Genomic DNA, 22522 nt, shown 5'->3' with positions numbered 1-22522 from the left:
CAAGGAAAGGATTGTCCCTCATGAGCAACGATGGCGATAAGCTTGGCGAACCCTGGCAGTGGGAAGAGGCGCATTGGCGCAAGCTCGTCAATCAGGCCCGGGCGGGCCGGCGGCTGGCGCCGGCCAAATGGAAGAACGACGCGCGCTGCGCGGTCGCTCTTTCCTTCGATTCCGACCACGAAACCAATGAGTTGCGGGATGGCGGCAAGTCGATCAGCCGCATGTCCTGGGGTCAGTATGGCAACCGCGTCGGTGTTCCACGCGTTCTCGATCTCCTGAAGCGCCATGACATCAAGGCAAGCTTCTATGTGCCGGCCGTCGCAGCGCTCCTGCATCCCGACGAGCAGCGGCGTGTGATTGCCGAAGGCCACGAGATCGGCATTCATGGCTGGATCCACGAGCTGAATTCGGTGCTGCCCTATGATGTCGAGCGCGATCTGATGTTCCGCTCGACGGACACGCTGGAAAAGATCACCGGCGTTCGGCCGGTCGGTCTCAGAACGCCGTCCTGGGACTTCAGCCCGCATACGCTGCGCATCGAAACCGAGCTCGGCCTTCTCTACGATTCCTCGCTGATGGCCGATGAGGATTGCTACGAACTCGTCATGGACGGCACGCCGACTGGCATCGTCGAGGTTCCGGTCGAGTGGGTCCGCGACGACGCCGTCTATTTCATGATGCATCGCTTCCAGTCGCTGCGTCCCTATACGCCGCCGAAAGACGTGCTCGACATCTTCCTGCGCGAATTCGATGCCGCCTACGACGCGGGCGGCCTCTTCCAGCTCACCATGCATCCGCACATCATCACCGCGCGCTCCAGGATCTGGATCCTTGAAGAAGTGATCCGGCATGCGAAGGCAAAGGGCGATGTCTGGTTTGCTACCCACGCCGAAGTCGCGCAATACGTCAAGGAATCCTGATTGCAAAGGAGCGCCACCGCGCTCCGACCGCCCGCAGGCAAATCCTCGCCGATGCAAACATAACCGGTGGCCGCCTGGCCGCCGCGCATCTGCCCGAAATCTTCTTTACGGGAGGCACGCCGTTGAGCGCCGAACGACCGACCTATCAAACGCAGAACTGGCTCGTCAGCAAACCGCATGCTGAGGGCAAGCATGGTATCGTGGTTTCGCAAAGCCGTGATGCCGCCATGGCCGGTGCGGCCATTCTGGAAGCCGGCGGCAATGCGGCCGACGCCGCCGTGGCAGCCTGCTTTGCGCTTGCCGCCGTCGAACCCTGGAACAGCGGTCTCGGGGGCGTCGGCTTCGCGCTGGTTCTGCAGGCGGGAGAAAAGCAGGCCAAGGTCGTCGATTTCGGACCGATCGCACCGCGTCGCGCCGACCCGTCCGACTATCCGCTGACCGGCGCGGTCAAACAGGACCTTTTCACCTGGCCGGAGGTCGAGGGCGACCGCAATATTCACGGACCTCTATCCTTCTGCATACCGTCGGCCGTCGCAGGCTATGCCAAGCTCAAGGAGACATTCGGTACCGACATGCCGGTCAGCGACCTGCTGCAGCCCGCCATCGGCCTTGCCAAGCGCGGCCTTCCGCAGGATTGGTACACGACCTTGAAGGTGGCCTCCTCGGCCTCCGTCCTGCGGCTCTATTCCGAAAGCGCGCGCATCTATCTGCCGAACGGTCTTCCGCCCGTGCCGCCTTACCAGGGGGTGCCGGGCTTCTTCAGACTTGGCGGCCTTCAGCAAACCCTGGAGCGGCTGGCCGCATCCGGTCTCGACGATTTCTATTCCGGCTCGATCGCTGCCGATCTTGCCGGTGACATCGCCGAACTCGGCGGTGTCGTCGATGCGCAGGACCTTTCCGGCTACCGCGCCGCGGTGCGCGATGCGCCTGGTATCGACTGGCGCGGGACCCATACTGTTCATACCGCCGGCGGCCTGACGGCCGCGCCAACGCTCGCGCAGGTCATTGCCGGCATGACGCAGGCCGATCTTGCCGGCGAACAACCGGGACCCGAGTGGTTTGCGCGCCTTTCAAGGGTAATGCAGGACGCCTATGCAAACCGACTGGAGGGTCTCGGAGCCTCCGACATGGCGACGGAGCCCGGCGATACCTGCACCACGCACCTCACCGTCGTCGACGGCGAAGGCAATCTGGTCGCCGTCACCACGACGCTGCTGTCGTCGATGGGCAGCCGCGTCGTGCTGCCGTCGACGGGCGTCCTGATGAACAACGGCATGATGTGGTTCGATCCGCGGCCGGGTAGCGCCAATGCGATCAAGCCGGGCGCACGTCCCCTCTGCAACATGTGCCCGGTTATCGTCACGCCGAAGGACGGAAGCTGGCCGCGCATGGCCGCCGGCGCCTCCGGAGGGCGGCGGATTCTCGCCAGCATCTACCAGATGCTGGCTTTCACGCTCGACTTCGGACTTGATCTCGCCGATGTCGCCCATCTGCCGCGGATCGACGTGTCGGCTCCTGATGGTGTTAACGCCGATCGGCGATTGCCGGATGCGGTCCTGTCGGCACTTAATGAAACGGGGCCGCTGTCGATCGTCGAACACAGCGTCCTGCCGATCAATTTCGCCTGTCCCAACATGATCATCGTCGATCAAAGCGGTGCGGTCGGCTGCAGCGATGTGATATCCCCGTGGTCGGCGGCAATTGCAGCCGATATTGCAAACTGACATCGAAGCCCAAGCCGCGCTTGCTGGGCATGGCTTGGCAATCGCCGCACGGGATTGGATAGAGACATGATGGTCCGCTTAGACACGATCGAAACCCCTGCCATTCTCCTGGATCGCACCGTACTGGAGCGAAACATCGCAGCAGCCGCTGACCGAGCGGCTGCTCACGGCTTGCAGCTGCGACCGCATGTGAAGTCGCACAAATCAGTAGCGATCGCCAGGATGCAGGTCGCCGCCGGCGCCTGCGGCATTACGGTCGCGAAGAGTTCCGAGGCAGAGGTCTTCATTCGGGGCGGGATCGCCGACATTACCGTCGCCTATCCCCTGATTGATCTCACCAAAATTACCCGGCTTCTGATGTTGGCAAAAGAGCATGGCACCAGGCTCAATCTCATTGTGGATTCAGCTGTTGGCGTGGACGCGATCGGTACGGCTGCGCGCGATATGGCCTTCGAGACCAACTTAATGGTCAAGGTCGACGTCGGCCTGCATCGATGCGGGGTCGATCCATCCGGCGATGATGCGGTCACGCTCGCGCGCATGATCGCCAATCGAGCGCGATTGACGTTCGGTGGGATCATCAGTCACGCCGGGCATGCCTATTCGGCCGTCGACCGCGACGCCGTTGTGGCGATTGCGCGCGAAGAGCAGACAATTATGCGCGACGTTGCCGATCACATTGCTGCCGCCGGCATGCTGGTGCCTTGCACTTCGGTCGGCAGCACGCCGACGGTCTGGGCGTGTGATCACTACGAAAACACCACAGAAATCCGGCCTGGCAACTACGTCTTCATGGACCTTGTCCAGGCTTCGCTAGGACTAATCACGAAAGCCGATATCGCCCTGACGGTTCTGGCGACCGTCGTCAGCTGCAACGACACCCACGCCATCATCGATGCAGGTTCCAAGGTTCTCAGCAGCGATCGTGGCCCCCATGGTTCCACGCGATTGACCAGCTATGGTCTTGCGGTCCCCGTCGGCACGGACCATCCGGGAATGCCCGTCGTCAGCCTCTCGGAAGAGCACGGCTTCGTTGCCCATGGCGGTCAATGCCCTGCGATCGGGGACCGGTTGCGCATCTATCCCAATCACGCGTGCCCCGTGGTCAATCTCGCGAGAGCGTTTCAAGTGATCGACGAGAACGGCAAGTTTGAGCTTTGGCCGATCGACGCGCACGGCACCGTTTTCTGATCTCTTTCATGCCGGCCGCCGAGAGGCGCGTTCTGTCCCGTAGCCGCTATTGCCGGGCCACGTCGACCGACAGGAATTGACATGCGCTCATCAGTGATCGTTTTCGATCATTCCTTCTACATTTCCCATTTTACGAATGAACCCTCAGCGGAATTTGCCATCAAAACATAAGAAAAATGTCATATCGCTGTCACGCCTTGGCGATAGATATCGCTCACAATAATGAGCGATATAGATCAATTTTGATCGAGGAGTAGCGTGTGCTCACCCCCGCGGAAGAACGTCAGGGAAAGATTGTCGAGCTACTGCGCGAGAAAAACTTTCTCGACATCCGGACACTGACCGAACGTTTCGACATTTCGGTCGCAACGGTGCGTCGTGACCTTGATGAGCTTGAGGAAGCCGGTCTGCTGCGCAGGACGCACGGAGGCGCCGTGCTCATCAACCAGGTCGCGCTGGACGCGACAAATGCGGCCCGGTCCGCCTGGAAGCAGGAAGAGAAGGCGGCCATCGCCGCGGTCGTCAGAGGGATGATCGTCGACGGCGACACAGTCATGTTCGACTCGGGCACCACCGCGCTGGAGGTTGCCCGATCACTCGCTGGACGGAGTAATCTTACATTCATCTCGAATGGTCTCGACATCGTCGCCGAGCTCACCCGCGTCGAGGGACGAAGCATCTATACGGTCGGCGGTGAATATTTCGAGTCCAACCGCTCCTTCGGCGGTCCTTTGGCCGAGCAGTTCATTCGCCAGTTTAATGTCGACAAGCTCATCCTCAATGCCGCGTCGATCGATGTCGATCGCGGATTGATCTGCACGGTTTCACCGGTGAACGCGAGCGTTGCACGCGCCATGATCGAGGTGTCGAGGCGTGTGATCGTCGTGGCGGATCACTCGAAATTCACAAAATCCAGCCTGTCGGTCGTCGCGAAGATCGACGATGTCGGCGTCATCGTGACCGACGCCGGCACGAAATCGATCATCGACGCAGCCCCCGAAAAGCTGCGGAAGAAGTTCATTGTCGCATAGCCGTCCTGGCGCTTTAAAAAGTGCCACCTCCGGGAACCGACGGGATCAATGGGCCTTGTCTTCGCCCGTGCAGATTGCCTCTCGCGCGACCGAAGCGTTGAGAGCGCGCCGCTTGCCTGGCGGCCGCAGGGAATACGTCAACAGCATCGGCAAGCCACAGCCTGGCCGACCGCACCATCGAGGAGTCGAAACAATGAAGAGAAGAACCTTTTTGGGGAGCGCGGCGGCTTGCGTCGCCGTTACCTTCGCCGGCGGCGGTGTTGCCAGCGCTGAGGAAGACAATCGTCCCGAACTGCGGATCGCGGTTCAGAAGAACCCTGAAACGCAGGAGCCGGTCGATCAGGCCTCCAACGTGGCTTTCCGCAACAATCCGACCATTCACGAGACGCTGCTGAAGCTCAACCTCGAGGGCGACTTTTCGGTCCAGCCGAACCTTGCGACGTCCTGGAGCTGGCTCGACGACAAGACCCTGGAACTGAAACTTCGCAAGGGCGTCATCTTCCATGATGGCCGCGAGATGACCGCAGAGGACGTGGCCTTCTCCTTCGGTCCGGAGCGCCTGACGGACCCCAAGGCCCCGGGATATCCGGCCTACTTGACGAACTTCGTCACCATCGATCATGCAGAAATGATTGATCCGCAGACCGTCCGTTTCGTTACGAAGTTCAAGGATCCGATCCTGCTTCAGCGCCTCGCCAGCTACCCTGCCGTCGTCATCAGCAAGGACGCCTGGATAAAGATGGGCGGCGACTGGACGAAGTGGAAGCAGAAGCCGGTTGGCGCCGGCCCATACAAGGTCATCGAGTCGGTCACCAACGACCATGTGACGCTTGCTGCCCATGATCAGTATTTTGGCGGCAAGCCCAATGCGAAGCGCGTCATCTTCAAGATGGTGCCTGAGGTTTCGTCCCGTATCGCCGGCCTGATCGCGGGTGACTACGATATCGCAACAGATCTGCCGCCCGATCAACTCGACGTCGTCAACAAGTCCGGCAACGCGAAAATCGTCGGCGGCCCGGTCCCCAATCACCGGATCCTGTTTTTCGACAAGAACAACGCCGTCCTAAAGGACGCTCGCGTGCGTCAGGCGCTCATTCTCGCCATCGACCGTCAGGCCATCGTCGACAGCATCTGGGAGGGCAAGACCGTCGTGCCGAACGGCCTGCAGTTCAAGCAGTATGGTCCCGTCTACCTGAAGGATCGTCCAGCCTACGAGTTCAATCCGGACAAGGCTCAAAAGCTTCTCAAGGACGCGGGCTACAAGGGCGAGGAAATCACCATCCGATCGCAGAACAATTACTATACCGCCGAAAACCAGGTCACCGAAGCCGTGGTCGCGATGTGGCAGGCGGTCGGCGTCAACGCCAGGATGGCGCTGGTGGAACCGGGCAAGCTCTTCGACGACCCGTCAACCCGCCAGACGGGCAACTGGTCGAGCACCGCCTCCATTCCCGATCCCGCCGTTTCATTTTACGCCAGTGCCTATGCCAAGACGGCGCAGATGGGCAATCTGAAGATCTGGGAAAATCCGGACTTCGATGCGCTCGGCGCCAAGCTGGACCGGGCGGTCGATCCGAAGGATCGCGCCAAGATCTTTTCAGAGATGCTGGATATCATCGAAGTCAACGATCCCGGCGTTACCGTCCTCCACCAGAATGCCGTCTTCTACGGAATTTCCAAGAAGGTGAAGTGGGAACCGAAGCAGACCTTTGCGATGGACCTCGGTCCCGGCGCTCTGTCCTTTGCAAATGCCCTAAACTGAGGTTGCCAGGATGAGCGAACCCGTTCTCTCCGTCCGTGAGCTGACGATCTCCTTCGTTGCTGGAAAGAGCAGGACGACCCCGGTCAAGTCCATCTCCTTCGACGTCGATGAAGGCGAGATACTTGGCGTGGTCGGAGAGAGCGGTTCGGGAAAATCGCTTTCGTGCCTTGCCCTCGCCGGTCTTTTGCCGGCGAGGGCGCATGCCAGCGGTTCGGTGACCGTCGGTGGCATCGCGTTTGCAGCGTCGGATTTGCCGAAGGCGCTGTCGACGCGCAAGCTTCCGCCGATCGGGATGATCTTTCAGGAGCCGGTTTCCTGCCTCAATCCCGTGCGCACGGTCGGCGAACAGATCGCCGAGGCTGCAAGAAGCGCCGGACAGTCGCGGGCGGAAGCGCGCAAGACCGCGCTGCAGCTTCTAAAAGACGTGGCGATCGACGAGCCCGAGAAGCGATACCACTACTACCCCTCCCAATTGTCAGGAGGCATGTGCCAGCGCGTGATGATCGCGACGGCGCTTGCCCTCGAGCCCCGGCTGATCATCGCCGACGAGCCTACCACCGCGCTCGACGTCACCATTCAGGCGCAGATCGTTTCTCTCCTCGTCTCACTGGTTAGAAGGAGAAGCATCGCCATGATCTTTATCAGCCATGATCTCGATCTGGTGGCCGAAGCCTGTGATCGCATTGCCGTCATGCACGGCGGCGACATCATGGAGGTCGACACGACCAGGAACATCTACGAACGGCCGCAGCATCCCTACACGCGCGTCCTCCTTGCCTCCATGCCCGGGCACGGTGAACCCCTCACCAGACTGGTCGAGATGCCCACGAACTGGGCGCAGGAGGCGGCTCAATCCCCAAGCCTGCCGGAGCTTGTCCAATGACTGCGCAAGCCATGGGCACGACGGCGGTCCTTAAGGCCAACGATCTTCAGTTTACCTATCAGGCGGGATTCTCTCTTCTGCCTGGCGGACGGCGCGGCCACCGCGCCGTCCGCGGCGTCTCCCTTACCCTTGGACAAGGCGAAACGCTCGGCCTTGTGGGCGAATCCGGATGTGGAAAATCCACCCTGTCGGCGCTGCTTTGCGGCGACCGCCGCCCGGATGCCGGCACGCTGGAACTGTTCGGCGAGCCCATTGCAAACTTCCTGAAACCGAACCGGCGCCGTCTTGCACGTATTCTCCAGGTCGTCGCGCAGGATACGCTCGGAACCTTTGATCCTCGACATGCCATCGGTCGCCAGATCGAGGAGGTGCTTGCCATCCATTCCATCGGCCACAAGATCGAGCGCCGCGACATGGCGGCAGAAGCATTGAGTGCCGTGGCTCTGCCCGTCGCCATGCTGGATCGCTATCCGCACCAGATGTCCGGCGGCCAGCGACAGCGCGCCGCGATCGCCAGAGCGCTCGTCGTCGAACCCAAGATCCTGCTTTGCGACGAGCCCGTTTCCGCTCTCGACGTCTCCGTTCAAGCGCAGGTCCTCAATCTCCTTCTCGACCTGCAGCAAAAGCGTGGCCTTTCGATCCTCTTCATCAGCCATGACGTGCGCGTCGTGCGACATGTTTCCCATCGCGTCGCGGTCATGCAGAGCGGTCGGATCGTCGAGACAGGACCGACGACAACAGTCTTTGCCGAGCCGTCCGATCCCTATACCGCAAGGCTCCTTGCAGCCGCTCCTCAAGGATGGCGCGGCGCGGATCCTTCGACCGTGACGGACCATCGTCCGATCGTAGCGGAGCGTGAACCATGCTGAACATGATGATCAGCGCGATCCTGCGCGCGATCCTGACGGTCTTTCTCGTCCTGACCTTCACCTTCACGATGTTGCGTATCAGCGGCGATCCAATGACATCGCTCCTGGGGGTCGACACCCCGCCGCAGGTGATCGACATGCTGCGTCAGCAATGGGGCTTGGACCGGCCTATCGGCCAGCAATACCTGACCTATCTCGGAAGAATGCTGAGGGGCGACTTCGGCGTGTCGCTGGAGACCGGCCAGAGTGCAATCGCAACCATCATCCAGAAAGTGCCCGCGACGCTGGAGTTGATGGGAGCAGCGCTCGTTCTTTCCCTTCTCGTCGGCGTGCCGTTTGGCATCATCGCGGCGCGCTATCGTGGCGGTTTCGTCGACCGGTCCGTCATCGGTCTCGCCGTCCTGACGCATTCTGTTCCAACCTTCCTGACCGGCATTCTGCTCATCCAGCTTTTTGCGGTGAAGCTGCGCATCCTTCCGTCGGGCGGGGGCTCCACGCTCGCCCATATGGTGATGCCAACCCTGGTCATCGGCCTGTACAATGCTGGGGTCATTGCGCGCTTCGTCCGGTCGAGTGCGCTCGACGTTGTCGGACAGCCCTATATCCTCGCCGCACGAGCACGGCGCGTTTCCGAATGGGGTCTGATCGTCCGCCATGTCCTGCCGAACGCGGCGCTGCCGCTTCTCACCCTCCTCGGCTTCCTGCTTGGCGGTCTGATCGGCGGCTCGGCGGTCGTCGAGGCGGTGTATGCCTGGCCAGGGGTCGGCCTGCTGCTGATCAGTTCGGTCGGTGCCAGAGACGTCGCCGTCGTCCAGGCCATCGTCATTCTGATCACGATGACAATGGTGAGCGCGAACCTGTTCGTCGATTTTCTGCATGCGATGGCCGACCCTCGGCTTCGTCTTTCGAAACAGCACTGAGGGGAGCTCGTCGATGACAGAGATATCGCCGACTGAGTCCACGAAGTCGTTCAGGCCGTTTGCCCGAATTCCGCGCGTCAGCCCTCTGCTGCTGGTGGGCCTGCTGATAATCGCGGGTTTCGTGCTGGTCGCGATTTTTGCCGATCAGCTCGCGCCTTACAAGTTCACCCAGATTGATCTTAGAGCGCGCAAGATGCCGCCGCTCTATTTCAGCGATCGGTCGACCCATTGGCTCGGCACGGACGAAATGGGCCGAGATATTTTAAGCAGAATCTTCTTTGCCTTGCGCATGAGCATTCTGATTTCGCTCGGCGCGTCGATCATCAGCATGATCACTGGCACGACGCTTGGCCTTATCGCGAGCTTTCGCCGTGGCCTTGCGGACATTCTGATCCGCATCGCGGTCGACTTCCAGGCTTCCTTGCCATTCATCATCATCGCCCTGTCGGTGCTTGCTTTCATCGGAAACAGCCTGCCGCTCTTCGTCTGCCTGATGGGCCTGTTCGGCTGGGAACGCTTCGCACGCCTGACCCGGACCATGGCCGGCCTGGAACTGGAAAAACCCTATGTTGCGGCGTTGCATCGCAATGGTGCCGGGGCCATGCGCATCGCTGTGATCCATGTCTTGCCGAATATTGTTGCCGTCCTTCTCGTAACATTCACGGTCGTGATGCCGGAGATCCTCATCCTCGAATCGTCGCTTAGCTTTCTCGGCCTTGGCGTCCAGCCGCCGCAGGTCAGCCTGGGCTCGATGGTCGGCTTCGGCCGCGACTACATCATGACGGAATGGTGGATGTCGATCGTTCCGGGTCTGGTCATCTTCCTTCTGTCACTGACCATCAGTCTGATCGGCGACCAGTTGCGGGATTTCTTTGATCCCACACTGAAGTGATCATCTCGCCAAATGTGGAGCAATCGGCTGGTGGACACCCAAGCGATTCGGCTCGTCGAGACAGCCAACCAAGATCTATCCGACGCAATTGCCCTTCCTCCACTGCAGGACGCAAGCGAAGGGCGCTTCACGCGCATCGCACTTACACGAAAGGAAACGGAATGAACCCCCTCAGAATGACCCTGGAGAATATGCGCATTGGCGGCCATCGAGGCCATAGCGCCGGCGCCCCGGAAAATACGCTTGCCGCCTTCAGGAAAGCGTTTGAATATGGTGGCCGCGACGTTACCTGCGAGACCGATCTTGCCATCACCGCCGATGGCGAACTGATCCTGATGCATGACAAGACCGTTGACCGCACCACGAATGGTCGCGGCATCGTTCAGAAGATGACCTATTCCGAAATCTCGAAACTGGATGCCGGGAGCTGGTTCAGCAACGAATTCGCCGGCGAGCAGGTCCCCCTGCTGAAGGACGCGCTGCAGCTCGCCCGCGAACGCGGCATCATCTACCAGCTCGAGCTCAAGATATACGACCGGGACGATGTGATCTTCCCGAAGCTGAGGGCATTGATCGACGAGTTGGGCTGTGCCGACCTCCTGCAGTTTTCCTCGTTCGACTATGTCCAGCTCAAGGCCGTGAAAAAAGCGATCCCGGAAGTGCCGACAGTCGGACTGATGCACTCTCGCCTCATCGATCCCGCTGCGATAGCCCGACAGGCCGACCTCGATGCGATGAATATCGAAATCTACCATTTTGCCAGCGGGGAGGCGCGCCAACTTCATGAAGATGGCTTTGCCGCATTCCTCTACCTGCCGGCCGGGCATCATGAAAAACTGATGCAATATGGCGTTGACGTCGAAGCTCAGGTCCTTCAATGGGTGCGCGAGGGACAGCTGGATCAGCTTCTCGGAGACGATGTCGCCCAGGTAGCAGGGCTCAGGAAAGAAGCTCTAAGCTGAGCCACGAAACCGAAGACATTATACGTCAGGCCGCGAAGCTTAAGACGCGGGGATCGGCATTCGAGAGAGTGATCAAATGGGCGATGGAAGGCTTCAGCCGGCGTATGGCCCTGGAGTTCGCGGCCTATGGAATCCGCGTCAATACGCTTTTTCCGACCTTCACCAAGACGCCCATGACGAAGCCATAAGCCCCGGCCACGTCGTCCTCATTCATGCCGTCGATATTACAGTCCGCGAATTGTGCAGCTTGGTGATGGCAAGCCGTGTGCTGCCATCTGGTGGCAAGGCCGCCCATATCCTTAATCTCGCCGCGGACGGCGCAGCGTGAAACTTTCGAACGGCGCGATCTGACCATCCTGGCCCACCACGTCGTAATAGGTCACCTTCATGGTGGTGAGATCGCCCTGATGGGCGCCGGGGTCGACGTCGAAGGCGGCGAAGCCGTAGGCGTGGGCGGCGTTGCGCACGGCCGACCAGGTCGCATCCTCTGCCATGTAGATCGGCGGGCGCTTGCCGGTGGTGGGATTCTTGTCGCCCACGCCCATGATCACGCGACAGCAGGGCGGGTTGAAGAAAAGTTCGTTGGAGGGCACGGAGGTGCCGCCGCCGCCGATCACCATATGCACGGTTCCCTTGGTCGTGTCGATCACGTCGGTGGCGGTACCGACCGGGATCGGCGTCAGCGTCTTGTTGTTCTGCTGGCCGCGGATGGGGTGAGAGCGCTCATAGTGGTGCTCATGACCGCAGACCACCAAGTCGACGCCATATGTGTCGAACAGCGGCAGCCATTCCTCGCGGATGCCGAGATCGGCGCCGTTGAACTTGTCGGCGGTTGAAACGGCAACCTGGTGCATGCAAACCACGAGCCAGTCGATGTCCTTGTCGTTGCGGGCTGCGGCGAGTTCCTTCTCGAGCCATGCTTTCTGAGCGCCGTCGGAATAGCCGCGTACATAGGAATCGCCGCCATCCTGGTAGCAGACATCGTCATTGGCAATGGCGATCACCCGCACCGAGCCGGCTGTGAAGCTGTACCAAAGCCCATGCGTCACCTCGGTTTGACCGTCAGCGGCTGGCAAGGAAAAATAGGTCTGATAGGCTTTGTAGCCGATCGGCCCGTTGCCGAGTTCGTTCTCGTGGTTGCCAGGCGAAGGCATCCACGGGCGGTTGCGGGCGCTGCGGGTGTTGTTGTTCCAGAAATCCCACCAGGTTCGCACGCGGTCCTGGGCGAGGTTGGCGTAGCACAGGTCCCCGTTGAACAGGTGGAAGAGGGGGCGCAGGCGCTCGACGCCGAGCGTGGTGTCGCCTGCCGATGGCGAACCGAGATTGTCGTTGATATAGGTGACGCCTTGCAGCGTCACGCCCGCCGGCGGGTGGAAGACCTTCCCGAGGGTCGGTGTGCCCTGGTCACCGAAGCTGGTGAAGGTAAGGGGCTTACGACCACGCGGTGAGGTGCGGAAAGTACCGAATTGCGGCTCGGCGCCGTCGTGCAGCGCGGCGTAGAGATAGGCGGCATCCGCGTCGAGCCCGCCGACCTTGGCATGCCAAGCATAGACCGTCTGGTTTGATTTGCCGTCGACATAGCTGGATTCGACAGCAACGACCGTTTGTTCGAGCTTGCCGTCGAGCCGGCCGATCAAGACGCGCGGCTGCTTCACCGGCTGCAGCGTATGCCAGGAGACCACCATCTCGGCGGACGCATCGGCGCCGAACTGAAGGTGGAGTCCCGCCACCGGGGGCGTTTCCACCGCATTCGTCAAACCAGCAACAGTCGATGTCGGCGCATTCTCTTCGGCGCTGGCAAACGACACTGTCAGCAGCACCCCGGTGCCGATGCCGGCGGCGGTTAGCAGTCTGCGGCGGCTGATATCAAAGTTCTGATCGCTGTCCGGTTTCATGGCGAGGCGCTCCGGCGAGGTGGGGTCCCTCTTGCTACCGCGAGACTGTGACCATGGCGCGACAATCTGGCCGCAACCCCGCCTTTGCCTCGCGGATGAGCGCCAACGAGGTTAGTTAATCGTTTTAATCAAAGGATGTTGATTCCATTGCGAAATGCCCCCTTTTCCATTCCGCGCCGCGCCGGTCTCAAACCCGCTACGGCATTGAAAAGGCTGACTAAAGATTCGCCAAACGGGTCGTTGCTTGACAGAGGCAGTGATCAAATCTTGGCGGAAATCAGCAACCTCTTATTGCGAGGCGTGAACCCGGAAAATCGAGCTCCCATTGGCTCTTATCTGGCTAAGGACGCTCATCAACGGGTCTATGCGGACGCCGGCCTGAGGAAGAGTTCGAACGTGCGTGGTTCAGAAGAGCCGGTAATGGCTACGATCAGCCCCCCATTCTCTTGCTTGGTGGGCACCGTGACCCCATCGATATAGGCAGCGATCACATCGCTTGAAACGACCGATGGAAAGGCAATGTCTCCACCCACGTCGAGGGCGGCGATAGCCATGCGAATGTGGCTCGGTCCAAAGGACAAGCAAGACATTCGAAGCCTGAGGCTGGTCTCCAGAATAAGTTTGCCGTTCACCGAGAGGAACAGGCGACCTTCCGAAATCCGGACGCTTAGCGGCCCCGCCGGAGATACGATCGGGCCGAGCATCGTATTCTGCTGCTGGTTGCTGATTGCCCATCCGGTCCACGGATCGACATCGACGACATCGCTCATTGCCATCAGTGGCAGCAGGCCTGCCCATATATAGAAGGGATCGGTATCTCCCTGATCCATGGCCTCACCGGTCACGGAGTTGTAGTTCTCGGCGGCGATCCGCGTCCCTTCCCAGGACTTCAGGAACAGCTTGCGTGACTGCTCCATCAGCGTCCGGGCCTGCGGCTCAAGGCCATATCGCTTCAGGCCGAGCCAGACCAGATAGTTGACATTCGGCCAGATGCGGCCGCGCCAATAGACGTTCTCGGCATAGGCCGGATCGTTGCGGGTGGCGTTCGGCAAGCCGAACTCGCCGGCAAAAAGGCTTTCGTCCTGAAGATGATCGATCAGATGACGGGCCTGCTCGTCGCTCGCAGCGCCGCACAGCAGCGGATAGAAGCTGGTCGGCGATAGCGACTTGACGAAGGCGCCTGAACGCTGACGGTTGGCGAAGATCTTGCGCTCATCGTCCCAGAGTTCTTCGCGAATTCGCTGGCGCAGCCCGGCTGCGATCGCCTCGAAGTCTTCGGCGTCGCTGGTCCTTCCCAGAACGGCCGCGAGCTTTGCGAGCATTTCGGCATCGAGCGCCACGACGCAGTTCAGGCCGAGATCGAAAGTCGAGAGCGAGCGGGTCTTTGGATCGTAGGCCGCCTCGTCATGGGTCGCAGAATTGTCCATACCCGTTTCGTTGCGGGCGCCGAAGGCTGTGCCCTTGTAAAGCGATTCGCCGACGTCAGATGTGCCGCAGGAGATCATGCCGCGGCCTTCCGGGTCGCGATTGTCCCACCACCAGCGGTGGGCGCGGGCGACGACGTCGTAGCTTGCTTCGATGATCGATCGCTCGCCGCTGCGCTGATAGAGATCCCAGATGACAAGCGAGCCGAGCGGCGGCTGTGTGCGGTCGACCCACGCGTCGTTCGAGGTGACGATACAGGCGACGTTGCCTTGCGGCGTGACGCCGGCGAAGGCGGCTGCGAGGTTTTCGCGGGCGATGTCCATGTCGAACAGGCCGGAAAGAAGCGCGGCATAAGTCTGGTCGTTGTACCAGACGGCAAATTTGCCGAGGTTCCAGATGCGGGTGACGGCCGTGTAAGGCCGGTTGTTGGTCTCGTCCCAGATCGTATTCCAGCCAACGATATCGCGAACCGCGGCAAGGAATGTGTCGGTTTCAGCGGGTGCGGGTGCTGCTTTTTGGGCAAGGGCGTTCCGCGCCTTCTCGATGGCGAGATCGGCACGGTCTGCGACGGCGGCCGAATAGCTGCCGTCGCGCATCATTTCGAGATTGAAGCGCAGGCCGATAACCGGAGCGGCGCTGCTTCGGCTGCCGAGATAGAAATAGCCGTTCGCCTCGAAATCCTGACGCAGATCGGCAATGCTGTCATGGCCGGTGACCTGTACCGGGCTCTCGGCGCTGACGACGGCGACAAATCGTTGGCCGATCTTGATGAGGGCGGCGCCGGCTGCCTCATCGTAGGTGACCTCAGCGCCATCGGCTGAGATCGCCAACGTGACCCAGAAGCGCAGCCCCCACTCGCCGCTTGTCAGCGCCTTCCAGCCGCCGGTTACGACGAAGGGGTCGGGTTTGCGCCAGTGGAAGGAGAGGGCGGTGCCGGTGTGGTCGGTCTCGAGCGATACTTCCGAACCGTCGAGTTCGTGCCGTCCCAGGCGAACGGTGTCATGGCGGGGCTCGATGGTCGATGTCTTCCGGCTGCGGCTCGAATACAGCACCGGTGTCAGGCGCACGCCCAGCGGCAGGAATACCATCTCGGCCGGCCGGTCGCTCCAGGTGTTCCAGGCGCGGTTGAGGGGAATGGTCGTGTGCTGAGGCATGTCTTAATGTCCCGAGAAGAAGAGAATGGGAGGCGCGCCGAGCCCTGCGGGATCGTTCTTGCCGCCTTTGAACGGCGTGTCGGCATAATAGGCATTTGCCGCCGTGGAAGAGACGGAAATTTCCAGCAGATGATTGCCTGGTTCGAGCTCGCCGAGATCAAAGCGATAGGGGCGCCAGCCGCGCCGGCCCGACGGGCGACCATCGATGCTGACGCTGGCGGCGGTATGCACGACGGGCAGCTCCAGCTGCCAACTGCCGGGATGGGTCGTGGTGATCACCCGCGAGTAGGTTGCCGTACCGGAGATAGCTTCAAACCCCTGTGCATCCCATCCGCAATCGACACGGATATCGATTGTCCCAGGGCTGCCCTCGAAGCGCAACGTCCATCGGTCGGAAAGGGCGATGCTCCTGCGATCCACGCGATTAAGGCCAGATGGTGACAAGGCAAGCCTGCTGCCGGCCGTCAGGCTCGGGCCAAGCCGCAGGCAGATCAGTTCATGGGGTTCGAGGCTGATCGACAGATGCGAGGAGGCGCCATGCCGGAACTCGGTGCCATCGGCGCAATCCCATGATGCGATGTCGAAGTCTGAGCTCAGTGCGAAATCTTCTGTTGCAGGTTGCGCGCTATCGTTGAACAGAGCCAATCTCCAGCCCGTCGCATCCTCTCCCAACCAGCGCCAGAATTTCGGCATGGCATCCGTTCGAAGAATAGGCCCTCGTTGACCGAAGGTTGACTGCAATGCCTCGGCATCAGCGTCGGTGGGCAGTCTGTCGAGGGTGGTCGTCGAAGGATCGTCGACCGCGCTCCCGCCCTCGACTGGGACGAAACGGCGGTGGCCGCCGGATGACCAAACGATGCCTCCGGCAGCTCTGAAGCGTTCAAGCGGGTGGATGGCCTCGGGGCCGCCAATTGTCGTGACCGCGGGCAGGATGACGGCGTCGAATATCTGGGCGCTGATTTCGATCAGCGCTCCAACGATCGAAGCATTTGCCAGCGCATCCTCGGAAACGAAGAGGAAATCGATACGCTTTTCCAGAAGCGCTCTGCACCAGGCGCCGACATGTTCTGCATGAATGTGTCTTGGCCCTTCCGCCAGGGCGGTGTGGAGCGGATAGAAAATCGCGACGCGCGTCAGCGGCCGTGCTGGCTCGATGAAGGCCGATAGCCTTGCGGTCTCGTCTGCCAGCAAGTCATGAAACGGCCACCACGGCTCGAAATTGATACCGGGCGCGAAGTCGAAGCGGGGGTTGACGAATGGTCGTGGCTCCGCAGTCCCATCCGATGTGTAGAGCCCGTGCCAGATGGATTGACGCATTCCTAGAAAGTGCATGCGGATCAGATGCGTCCGTAGGGTTTCGAGCGTCAAATCCCATTGCCCGGCGGCTCTCAGCGATGTGCGCTCCGCGGTCGCGTAGGTCTCCAGCATGCAGCGGCTGCGCCCGTTGGCGCGCGCGACCGAATCCGCAAGCTTTGGCGAGAGCTGTGGCATGAAGTTGTTGGCATCCGCCGCGGTCAGATCGCGATAGGCATCGATGCCGAAGAAATCGACGGCCGGGGCGATGCGCGGATCGATCCCTTTGAATGTGCCGTTGAGGTCGAAACTGCCGACATGCGGAAGAATTTCGTGGCCGGTCAGCAGCAACTTCTTTTCCTGCGCCCAGGCCCGCAGAGTGCCGAAGAAGGCGTCGTTCATCTGCTGGGACAGGGCACCGTAGGTCTTGGCGCGAATGACGGCCGTTTCAGGCCCGATGTCCCGCACCAGCGAAAGAAGGGCAACTGCGAGAGGCTGACCTGTCCGCCCGCGAAGTGATTGGGCGAGGGCGGCCGAGAATGGCAGGCTGTTTTCGAGATTTCCGGTCTTCTGTTTCCAGCTGTAGAAGCCGGCGGCTGGCTGGTCGTAGAAAATCTGATCGACCGGATCCGGCAAAAGACCGTCGAGCGCGGAAACCAGCGGCTCCAATCCATGGGTGACGAAGGCTTCAGCAGCTTCCGGCAGCAGATAGTTGATGATGCGGGAGGTGCGGCTGCGGGCGCTGATGAAAATGGTGATCCTGGACCCGGCCGGGATCTCACCTGCTATGCGAAACGCGCAATGGTCATCGCCGCTATCGGTAATTTCGATGGATCCGGAAAATACCGATGCCTCGCCGATGGATGTCATGCCGCCAGAGGGGTGGAGAGCGGCGGCCTCGACCCGCCAGTCGCACCAGGCAGGACGTCCCTCGTCATACTGCCAGTCGAGGATGTCTTTGCCCATTCCCGAGGTCCAGGAGGTGACGATGCCGCTGATCTCACCGGTCTGGCCCGAGGTCTTGCTCCAGAACAGATGCCGTTCGCGAAGTTCGTCACGGCCTTTGACGGTGCGTCCGGCCGCCTGGCCGCTGATCCAGTTATAGTCGTCGTAAATGCCGATGCGCAAGCCGAGTGTCCTGGCAACTTCGACGGCGTCCCTGTAGGCTGTGATGAACCGGCGCGAGAGATAGTCCTCCCGCGGCATCGCCAGCCTGGCCTGGATGTAGATCCTGCCAAAGCCCTTGGCGACAAAGTCCGCGAGCTGCAGGCGCGTCAGCTCGCCAGAGGGGATCGAATGCCAGAACCAATAGGCGGCCGGCCGGAATTCCGAGCCGGGCGACTGGAAGCTCTGATTGGTCGATATCTCTTGGCGTGATGGCATCGGCATGCTCAATGTCCGGAAGTGCGCGCTTTGGCAAGGCTGCCGTTGATATCGGCCCAGGCCGGCTCGTCAGGCGCAAAGCGGGCGCGAAGATAGGCAACGAGATCCTCGACTGCGCTATCGCTCAGCGTATCTTTGAACGCCGGCATCGACATAGTCTCGGCAGAATTTCGTGCCTTCATCTCCGCCGGCGCCTCGGCGCCTGCGAGAATGGCCTGAATGACGTTGTCCGATGTCCCAGCGTGAAGGTTGGTGTTCAGCGCAAGGGATGCCAGCGCCGCGTTGCCGCTATGGCAGGCGGCGCAGGCACCTTCGAAGATCCGCTGGCCGCGGGGTGATGCCGCAAAAGCGGTTTGTTCGGCTGCATCGGCCTTTGCAATGGACTGGGCGGCATCGGCGTCCGGATCGGCCGATGTCTCCTGCTTGTTCAGGCTGGCAAGATAGGTTGCCATCGCCCGGATGTCCTGGTCAGGCAGTGGTTCCAGCGCCTTGACCACATGGCCCATCGGCCCAAGCGCACTGCCGTGGTTGGCCGCGCTGCCTTTGCGCAGGTAGTCGTAAAGCGACGCCTCGGTCCATTGGACCGGGGCCTTGCCCGAACCGTCCAGCGCCGGGGCGTGCCAGCCGTCGGCAAAGCCGCCTGCAAGGTGAGACTGACCCGACTTCTCTGCGCCGAGCGCATTTCGGGGCGAGTGACAGGCCGAACAGTGACCCAGCGTTTCCACGAGGTAGGCGCCTCTGTTCCAGACGGCGTCCTTGTCAGGCTGAAACTGCATTACGCTGCGCTGATGGAACAGCGCGTTCCAGCCGGCCATCAGTGTCCGGATATTGAAGGGAAAGGAGAGCTTCGTCTCCGGTACCTTTGTCTCCACCGGCGGCTGGCCCATGAGATAGGCGTAGAGGGCCTGTAGGTCCGCGTCTTCGGCGCCTGCGAAAGACGTGTAGGGATGTGCAGGATAGAGGCGATGGCCATCCCGGCTGACCCCGCTGCGCATTGCCCGCTCGAAGGCCGGATAGGACCAGGCGCCGATCCCGGCGGTCACGTCGGGACTGATATTGCTGGCATAGATCGTGCCGAACGGGGTCTCCAGGGCCCTGCCGCCACCGAAGGCGCGTCCGTCGTCAGAGACGTGGCAGACATCGCAGGCGCCGATGGCCGCGGCGAGCCGACCACGCTCGATGGTCGCTGAAGAAAAGACGTTGGCGTCCGGGCGGCTGATCGAAGCAATGCTTGGCTGCCACGGCGAGAGCAGTTGAAGAAACCCGCCGGCAACGGCAGCAATACCTGCCGTGCCGAGCGAGAACTGCCACCATTTGCGGGCCTGCTTGGGAGGATCGACCTGCTTGGGGGTGACATTGCCCAGTCCCGCAAGGATAGCTTCTGGCGTCAGCGGCAGCTCGCGGAACCGCACGCCGGTCGCGTCATAGACGGCATTGGCAATGGCCGCAGCACTCGGGACCGATGCCGACTCGCCGACGCCGAGCGGCGGATCGTTCGGCCGGTCGAGCATCAGAACGTCGATATCAGGCACCTCAGGGAAGGTGATGATCGGATAACCGCCCCATTCCTTGGACAGAACGGCGGTGTCTGAGAACTCGACCTTTTCCTTGAGGACCCGGCTGGTCGACTGGATGACATTGCCGTGGATCTGGTGGCGGACGCCATCCGGATTGATCATCAGGCCGGCATCCTGGCCGCAGGTCACCTTGGTGATCGCGATCTCGCCCGTCTTCTTGTTGACCGCTACATCGGCAACCCAGGCCGCCCATGCGGCGGCTGTTCCCGGGAATTTCCCGTGGACATAGACGGCATAGGCGAAGCCGCGCCCGTAGAGAAGATCGCCTTCGCCGCCCAGGGTGCCCCAGGTCGTGTGCGGCTGCCATTTTGCCCGTTCGGCCACCGCGCGCACCAGTTCGCTGGCGCGCTGGTCGGGCAGGTAGCGGAGCCGGTACTCGATCGGATCGACCTGAGCAGCGGCGGCCAGCTCATCGATATAGCATTCATGCGCGAAGGTATTCGGCATCGCCGAGACGCCGCGAAACCAAGAGGCGCGGGCAATCGGCGGCATGTCGTGAACCGTCACCCGGAGATTGCCATAGGCGTAAGGCGGGATCGCGGTTCGATCGCCCATCTGCAACACGTCGGGCACGGGAGCGACCTTGCCGGTCAGAATCAGGGCGAGCGTCGGCGAGAGATTGGAGGGGTAGCGCGTTTCGAAATCATAAGCCGCCGGGCCGCCTTCCGTATCGATGCCGCCGCGGACATCCATGACCTGGGCGGCACCCTTAGGCTCCCAGGCATGTTCCTGGTCGCGGGTCAGCTGTACACGAACAGGCGCGCTGACCGCGCGCGACAGAAGGGCCGCGTCGGCGGTCACGTCGTCGGCACAGTTCCTGCCGTAGCAGCCTGCAGCTTCAAGCCGCTCGACGACGATCTGTTCTTCGGAAATATCCATCAGCAACGCGAGATCGCGCCGGATCGGATAGGGGTTCTGCGTTCCCGACCAGACCGTCAGGTGATCATTCTCGAAGTGCGCAACGGCGCATGACGGGCCGATCGAGCCGTGCATCTGATAGGGCCAGATATAGGTGCGGTTCATCGCCGAAGGCATGCCTTCCAGCGCCAGATCGACATTGCCGCGATCGATCAGCTGCCTCGGCGTCGAGGGATTCGTTCGCAGCGCAATCTCCGGTCGGTTCAGGTCGGGCCGCCGCGCCGGAGCCAGCCATTCGACCTTCAGCGCGTTCATCGCGGCGATTGCGTTTTCTTCGCGGGTCGCGACGACACCGACGAAATCGCCAACGACGACGACCGCCACAAGGCCATCGATATGTGCGACCGAGGTCTCGTCGACGGAAACAAAGCTCGAGCCGACATTGCTGCCATGGTCGAAGCCGGCATAGGGCGGTCTGATAACGCGGCCGTGCAGCATGCCCGCGACGCGAACGTCGTGCACGAAAGTCCAGGCGCCAACCGCTTTCAGCGGGATGTCGACACGAGATTGCGATTTGCCGACCAACCGGTAGTCCGCGATGCGCTTCAGTACGACACCGGGATCATGCGCCAGATGCTCATCGAGACCATCGACCACCTCGCCATAGCTGATCGAAACATTCCGCTCTCCGTCGCAGAATATGATGCCGTCTTCCACTTTGAGCTCCGCATCCTCGATGCCGAGAACGGCCCGCGCCCGTGCAAGCAGGAAGCGCCGGGCGGTCGCTGCCGCCTGCCGAAGGGGAACGGCGGTGACCTGAATGGTTTCGCTGGCAATGGTGGCGCCCTGGTCCGGCCCGCCGACGGTGCTGCCGAGCACCATCTCGACGCTCTTGAACGCGACATCCAACTCTTCGGCGACGATCTGGGCAAGAGATGTGCGGATCCCCGTGCCGAGGTCGACATGGCCGTTGAAGGCGACGATGCGGCCATCGTCGTGAATGACCAGAAACAAGGGGCCATCCAGCGTCGTGGAATGAACGCTAAGCATTCGCCTCTCCTTGATCTGCTTCGCTGCTTGCCAGCTCTTCGTCCGGACCTTCCGGCGAATTCGCGGTCCTCGAGAGCATCAGGGCACGCCTGGCGGCGGCTAGAATTTCATGGTGCGTGCCGCAGCGGCAGAGGCTGTGTTCGAGGGCGCGCCTGATCTGATCATCGTCGGCATTCGGCTCGCGCAGGGCGAGCGCAGCAACCGTGATAATCATGCCGTTCAGGCAATAGCCACACTGGGCGGCGTTCTCTTCGATGAAGGCCTGCTGTACCGGGTGCAACGAGGCGCTATCTCCAAGGCCCTCAAGCGTGACCACACTCCGGCTCTGCACTGCGGTTACCGGAACCACGCAAGAGCGGACAGCGCGTCCGTCGATCAGCACGGCGCAGGCGCCGCACTCGCCAAGCCCGCAGCCGAATTTCGGGCCGTTGAGGGCGAGGTCGTTGCGCAGGACGTAAAGCAGCGGGGTTTTCGGATCGCAGCAGACCGTGTGCTGTGCGTCATTCACCCTGATCGATATTGACGATGCGCTCACGTGAGGATCGCTCCCGCGGCATGCCATTCGCTGCACCGGTCGGGGAGGGCGATTGTGGCAAAATCGATTGCCAGATCTAGCATCCCAGTCTCCATGGCCGGCTTTCGCCGCCTGATATTCGCTGCCTTTGCGGCCGGATCGACCGATATCGCGAAGGAGCGCGTTCCCTTTTTATTTAATAGCGTATACACTGATTTA

General features: G+C 61.4%; 16 protein-coding genes. 11 read left to right on the top strand and 5 right to left on the bottom strand.

The annotated features are described in order from the left end of the window. Window positions 1-20 precede the first annotated feature (20 nt). The 11 genes from DTW90_RS24895 (at window position 21) to DTW90_RS38065 (ending at window position 11342) form a co-directional block, all read left to right on the top strand. Complete coding sequence (locus DTW90_RS24895; RefSeq protein WP_149341691.1) at window positions 21-920, top strand: polysaccharide deacetylase; 900 nt, start codon at window positions 21-23, stop codon at window positions 918-920. 122 nt (window positions 921-1042) lie between these two features. Further along, a complete protein-coding gene (locus tag DTW90_RS24890; protein WP_210251429.1) occupies window positions 1043-2644 on the top strand; it encodes a gamma-glutamyltransferase in 1602 nt (533 codons plus the stop codon). Between the two features lie 66 nt (window positions 2645-2710). Beyond that, window positions 2711-3835: an alanine racemase gene (locus DTW90_RS24885; protein ID WP_149341688.1), complete on the top strand. Its 1125-nt coding sequence runs from the start codon at window positions 2711-2713 to the stop codon at window positions 3833-3835. 260 nt (window positions 3836-4095) lie between these two features. After that, the gene (locus tag DTW90_RS24880) at window positions 4096-4866 is read left to right on the top strand and encodes a DeoR/GlpR family DNA-binding transcription regulator (RefSeq protein ID WP_149341686.1); all 771 of its coding nucleotides are present in this window, start codon (window positions 4096-4098) and stop codon (window positions 4864-4866) included. Window positions 4867-5059: 193 nt separating this feature from the next. Continuing rightward, window positions 5060-6628, top strand: coding sequence for an ABC transporter substrate-binding protein (locus DTW90_RS24875; protein ID WP_149341684.1), 1569 nt, complete (start codon window positions 5060-5062; stop codon window positions 6626-6628). Window positions 6629-6638: 10 nt separating this feature from the next. Further along, complete coding sequence (locus DTW90_RS24870; protein ID WP_149341683.1) at window positions 6639-7511, top strand: ABC transporter ATP-binding protein; 873 nt, start codon at window positions 6639-6641, stop codon at window positions 7509-7511. Beyond that, window positions 7508-8380, top strand: a complete 873-nt coding sequence (locus DTW90_RS24865; protein WP_149341681.1) for an ATP-binding cassette domain-containing protein — start codon at window positions 7508-7510, stop codon at window positions 8378-8380. Before DTW90_RS24870 ends, DTW90_RS24865 begins: the two co-directional genes overlap by 4 nt. Continuing rightward, window positions 8374-9300, top strand: coding sequence for an ABC transporter permease (locus DTW90_RS24860; protein WP_149341679.1), 927 nt, complete (start codon window positions 8374-8376; stop codon window positions 9298-9300). The genes DTW90_RS24865 and DTW90_RS24860 overlap by 7 nt, the downstream gene beginning before the upstream one ends. Window positions 9301-9313: 13 nt before the next feature. Then, window positions 9314-10192, top strand: coding sequence for an ABC transporter permease (locus DTW90_RS24855; protein WP_149341677.1), 879 nt, complete (start codon window positions 9314-9316; stop codon window positions 10190-10192). A 161-nt stretch (window positions 10193-10353) separates the two neighbouring features. Further along, window positions 10354-11154 (top strand): glycerophosphodiester phosphodiesterase family protein, encoded by an 801-nt coding sequence (locus DTW90_RS24850; RefSeq protein WP_149341675.1) that lies wholly within the window; start codon window positions 10354-10356, stop codon window positions 11152-11154. Continuing rightward, on the top strand, window positions 11070-11342 hold the full coding sequence (locus DTW90_RS38065; protein WP_149341673.1) for an SDR family oxidoreductase: 273 nt from the start codon (window positions 11070-11072) through the stop codon (window positions 11340-11342). The genes DTW90_RS24850 and DTW90_RS38065 overlap by 85 nt, the downstream gene beginning before the upstream one ends. Before the next feature lie 111 nt (window positions 11343-11453). Here the strand turns inward: DTW90_RS38065 and DTW90_RS24840 are convergent, their stop codons facing one another. From DTW90_RS24840 to DTW90_RS24820, 5 genes are all read right to left on the bottom strand, one after another. After that, on the bottom strand, window positions 11454-13049 hold the full coding sequence (locus DTW90_RS24840) for a metallophosphoesterase family protein (protein ID WP_149341671.1): 1596 nt from the start codon (window positions 13047-13049) through the stop codon (window positions 11454-11456). A gap of 362 nt (window positions 13050-13411) precedes the next feature. Then, entirely contained in the window at window positions 13412-15628 is a 2217-nt protein-coding gene (locus tag DTW90_RS24835) for a trehalase family glycosidase (protein WP_149341669.1), read from the bottom strand. A gap of 3 nt (window positions 15629-15631) precedes the next feature. Then, window positions 15632-18310 (bottom strand): carbohydrate-binding protein, encoded by a 2679-nt coding sequence (locus DTW90_RS24830; RefSeq protein ID WP_246665026.1) that lies wholly within the window; start codon window positions 18308-18310, stop codon window positions 15632-15634. 2 nt (window positions 18311-18312) lie between these two features. Further along, window positions 18313-21789, bottom strand: a complete 3477-nt coding sequence (locus DTW90_RS24825) for a molybdopterin cofactor-binding domain-containing protein (protein ID WP_149341667.1) — start codon at window positions 21787-21789, stop codon at window positions 18313-18315. Then, window positions 21782-22324 carry a (2Fe-2S)-binding protein gene (locus DTW90_RS24820; protein WP_246665025.1) on the bottom strand — a complete coding sequence of 181 codons (543 nt, stop codon included), beginning with the start codon at window positions 22322-22324 and terminating at the stop codon, window positions 21782-21784. Before DTW90_RS24820 ends, DTW90_RS24825 begins: the two co-directional genes overlap by 8 nt. Window positions 22325-22522 lie beyond the last annotated feature (198 nt).

The sequence above is a fragment of the Neorhizobium sp. P12A genome, from assembly GCF_008365395.1.
In the GTDB taxonomy this organism is placed as follows: Bacteria; Pseudomonadota; Alphaproteobacteria; order Rhizobiales; family Rhizobiaceae; genus Rhizobium.
The sequence above is the reverse complement of the archived record's forward strand: the minus strand, read 5'-3'. Positions and strand labels throughout refer to the sequence as shown.